The organism is Alcanivorax sp. HI0083 (assembly GCF_001635175.1).
This window is the reverse complement of record NZ_LWFX01001189.1, coordinates 1-3,744: the sequence shown is the minus strand read 5'-3', so window position 1 is coordinate 3,744 and position 3,744 is coordinate 1. Positions and strand designations below refer to the sequence as shown.

Annotated in this window: 3 protein-coding genes; 1 reads left to right on the top strand and 2 read right to left on the bottom strand. The window is 55.3% G+C overall.

Annotated elements, in window-relative coordinates; translation table 11 throughout:
- On the bottom strand, nucleotides 1-1,345 hold a 1,345-nt coding region (gene mutS, locus A3754_RS17180), incomplete at its 3' end, for a DNA mismatch repair protein MutS (RefSeq protein WP_082904798.1).
- A 308-nt stretch (nucleotides 1,346-1,653) separates the two neighbouring features.
- Here mutS and A3754_RS17175 point away from each other — a divergent pair.
- Complete coding sequence (locus A3754_RS17175) at nucleotides 1,654-3,009, top strand: site-specific integrase (protein ID WP_063520676.1); 1,356 nt, start codon at nucleotides 1,654-1,656, stop codon at nucleotides 3,007-3,009.
- Nucleotides 3,010-3,016: 7 nt separating this feature from the next.
- Here A3754_RS17175 and A3754_RS17170 read toward each other — a convergent pair whose 3' ends face one another.
- Complete coding sequence (locus tag A3754_RS17170; protein WP_063520675.1) at nucleotides 3,017-3,637, bottom strand: hypothetical protein; 621 nt, start codon at nucleotides 3,635-3,637, stop codon at nucleotides 3,017-3,019.
- Between the last annotated feature and the right edge of the window lie 107 nt (nucleotides 3,638-3,744).

Sequence of the window (3,744 nt, the reverse complement as noted above, 5' to 3'; positions counted from 1 at the left end):
TGGAAAGCTGGGTGCGTTCGCGCTCACGGGTTTCAATGTCCACGAGAATAGCTCCGGCGTTTTCGCTGATGGAGCGCAGCTCATCCAGCTCTGCGCTGTAGCCGGGGGCAATCACGCCGCCGTCGCGAATCAGCATGGGCGGGTTTTCAATCACCGCGGTGCCCAGTAATTCCACCTGATTCGGAAAATCACCGATACGCTCGATCAGCTCAAAGAAGCAGTCGGCGGCGGGCAAAGTGCCAATCAACGGCGGTAGCGCCTTGAGGCTGGCATGCAAGCGAGTCAGGTCACGGGGGCGAGCAGAGCGCAGGGCCACCCGGCCGAGGATCCGCTCCATGTCGCCGATGTCATTAAGCACATCGCGGGCAGATTCGAAACACCAGCCCTGGCGCAGAGCGTCGATCTGGTCCTGTCGCTTGGTGAGGGTGGTGCGGTTACGCAAAGGCTGGTGTACCCAGCGTTTGAGCAGGCGCGCGCCCATGGCGGTTTGGGTGCTGTCGAGTACCCAGGCCAAGGTGTGTTGTTCCTGGCCATCCAGGGTTTCGGTCAATTCCAGATTTCGGCGGGTGGCCGCGTCCATGGCCACCGCGTCGTCAAAGCTTTCCACGGCAAGGCCGGTAATGTGCGGCAGCTCACCGCGCTGGGTCTCCTTGGCATAGCCAAGCAGGGCGCCGGCAGCGGCGACCGCCACGGCGGTTGGCTCACCGAAACCGGCCAGATCCTGTACCTGAAATTGCTGACACAACTGACGGCGGGCGGCGTCTTCGTCAAACTCCCAGCCGGGGCGTTTGCGGGTGCCCGGGCGCTCGGCCCAGCGGCCTGGCAGGCCGTGTTCCTCGCTGAGCAGCAGCTCAGCAGGTGACCACCGCTCCAACAGAGCCTGCAGTTGTTCGGCACCTTCTACCTGGGTGACCACAAACCGCCCGGCGGCCAGGTCCAGGCTGGCGCAGCCGTACTGATTATTGTGATCAAAAACCGCGCACAGAAGATTGTCGCGGCGCTCTTCCAGAAGCGCCTCGTCACTCACGGTGCCTGGGGTAACAATGCGCACCACCTTGCGTTCCACCGGCCCCTTGGCCAAGGCGGGGTCACCAATCTGCTCGGCAATAGCTACCGATTCACCCAGCTTCACCAGCCGCGCCAGGTAGTTCTCTGCCGCATGATAGGGGATCCCTGCCATGGGAATCGGCTTGCCGGCACTCTGGCCGCGTTGGGTCAGGGTAATGTCCAGCAGCCGCGCCGCTTTTTGCGCATCCCCAAAAAACAATTCGTAGAAATCCCCCATGCGGTAGAACACCAGCTGGTCCGGGTGCTCGGCCTTGATCGCCAGGTATTGCTGCATCATAGGTGTGTGTGCGGATAAATTGGGGTTCGCCATATGTGCGTTTCAGCCTGTTTTTCCTTTTATTTCGCTATATATTCAAATGGTTAGCGAAATATGTGATTTCCGGTAGTGTCCGTGGGTGTCCACGGAAATCCACCCCAATCCGCAAAATTAGTATAGGTTTTAGTATAGGTTTTTGGTTTTTCCTTCGAAAAGGTGATTTTGAAGGTGCTATACTGCCAAAAACCTATACCAAATCCCCTGCAGGCCAGACGGGGCCTGCGATGCGGGGATTTGCTTGAAAGCGTTAGTGTTGGTGGATCAAAGCGATGGAGCATAGCAAACAAGGAAGCAAGCAACTATCGGTCCGTGCCATTGAGGCAATGCGGCCAGGGGATAAGGTCAAAACCGACGGGGCTGAGAACGCTGGGTTGCGGGTTACCTGCGGTTCCTCGGGTCTGAAAACCTTCACTTATCGCTACCGAAGCCCCGAGACGGGCAAGCTGGTTCAGGTCAAGATCGGCAATTTCCCTGGTGTGAAGCTTGCAGAAGCCCGCCTTGAGGTCTCCAAAATGAAGGAGCTCAGAGCCAAAGGGATTTGTCCCAAAGCCGAACGGGATCGTCAGCTCCAGGCAGAAAAGGAGGCAAAGGCTGCACAGGCGCAAGCCGAAGCCGTGGCCGCTTATACTGTGACAGATCTGGTCGAGCAGTATCTGACGGAAGTCATTGAGGATCGGACGGTGACAGATCCGAGAACCGGGGAGAAGAGACGGATGCCTGGGGCCAGGAAGCCCAAAGGACAGTGGGAGGTGCGACGTACTCTCCATAATGACGCTGTCCGGGTGTTAGGCGATAAGCCAGCGGCGGAGGTAAAGCGAAAGGATGTGGTCGACCTGATCAAGGAGATCCTGGATCGAGGCGCGCGGGTCCAAGCTGGGAATGTGCTCCGGGAGTTCATTGCTGCCTATGAGTACGCCATTGGGCTGGAGCGTCTACCTGACGATTTCCCTAACCCGGCCTGGTTGGCCAAGGCCAGCTTGAAGACTGCCAGGATCCGTATGAGCCCGAACAAGGGCAAGAGGGTGCTTTCGGACAAAGAGCTGGCGGCGGTTCTGGCTTGGCTGCCGGGCTCGGGCTACTCCACCACTCAGAAGAATGTCATGCGGTTCACTCTTTGGACTGGTTGCCGGACAGGGGAGGTGTGTAACGCTGAGTGGAAGGATATCGACCTGGAGGCAGGTTCTTGGCATTTGAGGGACTCAAAGAATGGAGCGGAGCGATACGTTCAGTTGCCAACACAGGCCATCGAATTTCTGAGTCAGCTGAAGCTGACTACGGATAATTACCCTTTTCCGTCAACTCGCACCAGGAAGCCAATCCAGCAAAAGTCGCTAACCGAGACAAAATGGCACCTGAAGAACCCCGAAAAACTGAAATCTGGACGGAGTTACACAGCTGCGCAGCTTTGGCTAACTTCCATTCCTGACTGGTCACCCCATGACCTACGGCGGACCGTCAGGACTGGCTTGGCCCGATTGGGCTGCCCCAGCGAGGTCGCTGAAGCGGTGTTGGGGCACTCCCGTAAGGGTATTGAAGGAACCTATGACCTGCATAGCTACGAGGCGGAGTGCCGTGAGTGGCTGCAGCGGTGGGCTGATCATATACAGTTGTTCTACGAGACATAGCTAGCATTCATACCGAAGAGATTTTTCCGGGTGTGCTCGCATTGTCATGGGATGTCTCACTCTCATGAAGGTCTTCTCCTGGCAATGGTGTCGCAGGAGGTGTTGTCGAAGCGAGGTCAGGTACGCTCACTTGGAGTTCCCGATGTTGGGGAGGGGGCTGGTGTATTTGCCCTGTGTTCAATAAGAGCTCGAGCTTTTCCTCTATCAGATCTTCAATAACCTTGTTTTGGGGTTTGTTGATGCTCTCAGACAGTTTCTTCAAGTTGTTAATTGCCCTCATGCTGAGGACCATATTGATGTTCTTATAGTCGGTTAGCCGTAGCTTTGTCCTGTATTTGTGCTGACTCCAGGCTGACTTGATTCTCGCTGTAAGTTTGGCTCCTTCTCTCCCGCAAAGAACATCAAGCTCTGCCATTCGTAGAACAAGCGCGTCGTATTTTTCAACCACAACTACCTGATGCCCTGATCCCTCTAGCATTCCTTCTACTTGTTTAAGGAGTAATCGTTGGGCTGTTTTGTTCTCGTTCAGGTAGCGTGCCAGCCAAGAGATTTGCTCCCTATTGTTTCTGGCTAGCCAGCGACTGAATGTTTGTCGAGATAGCTCGATCTCATCATTTTGAGTGATCATGGGCCTGTTCCAATCTTTATTACATAGTAATATTTAAGTGAAAAAAAAGTAGCAATAAAGTTGCATTAACGTCAAGTTAATGTCTAATGCATGTCTAATTTAAGAAT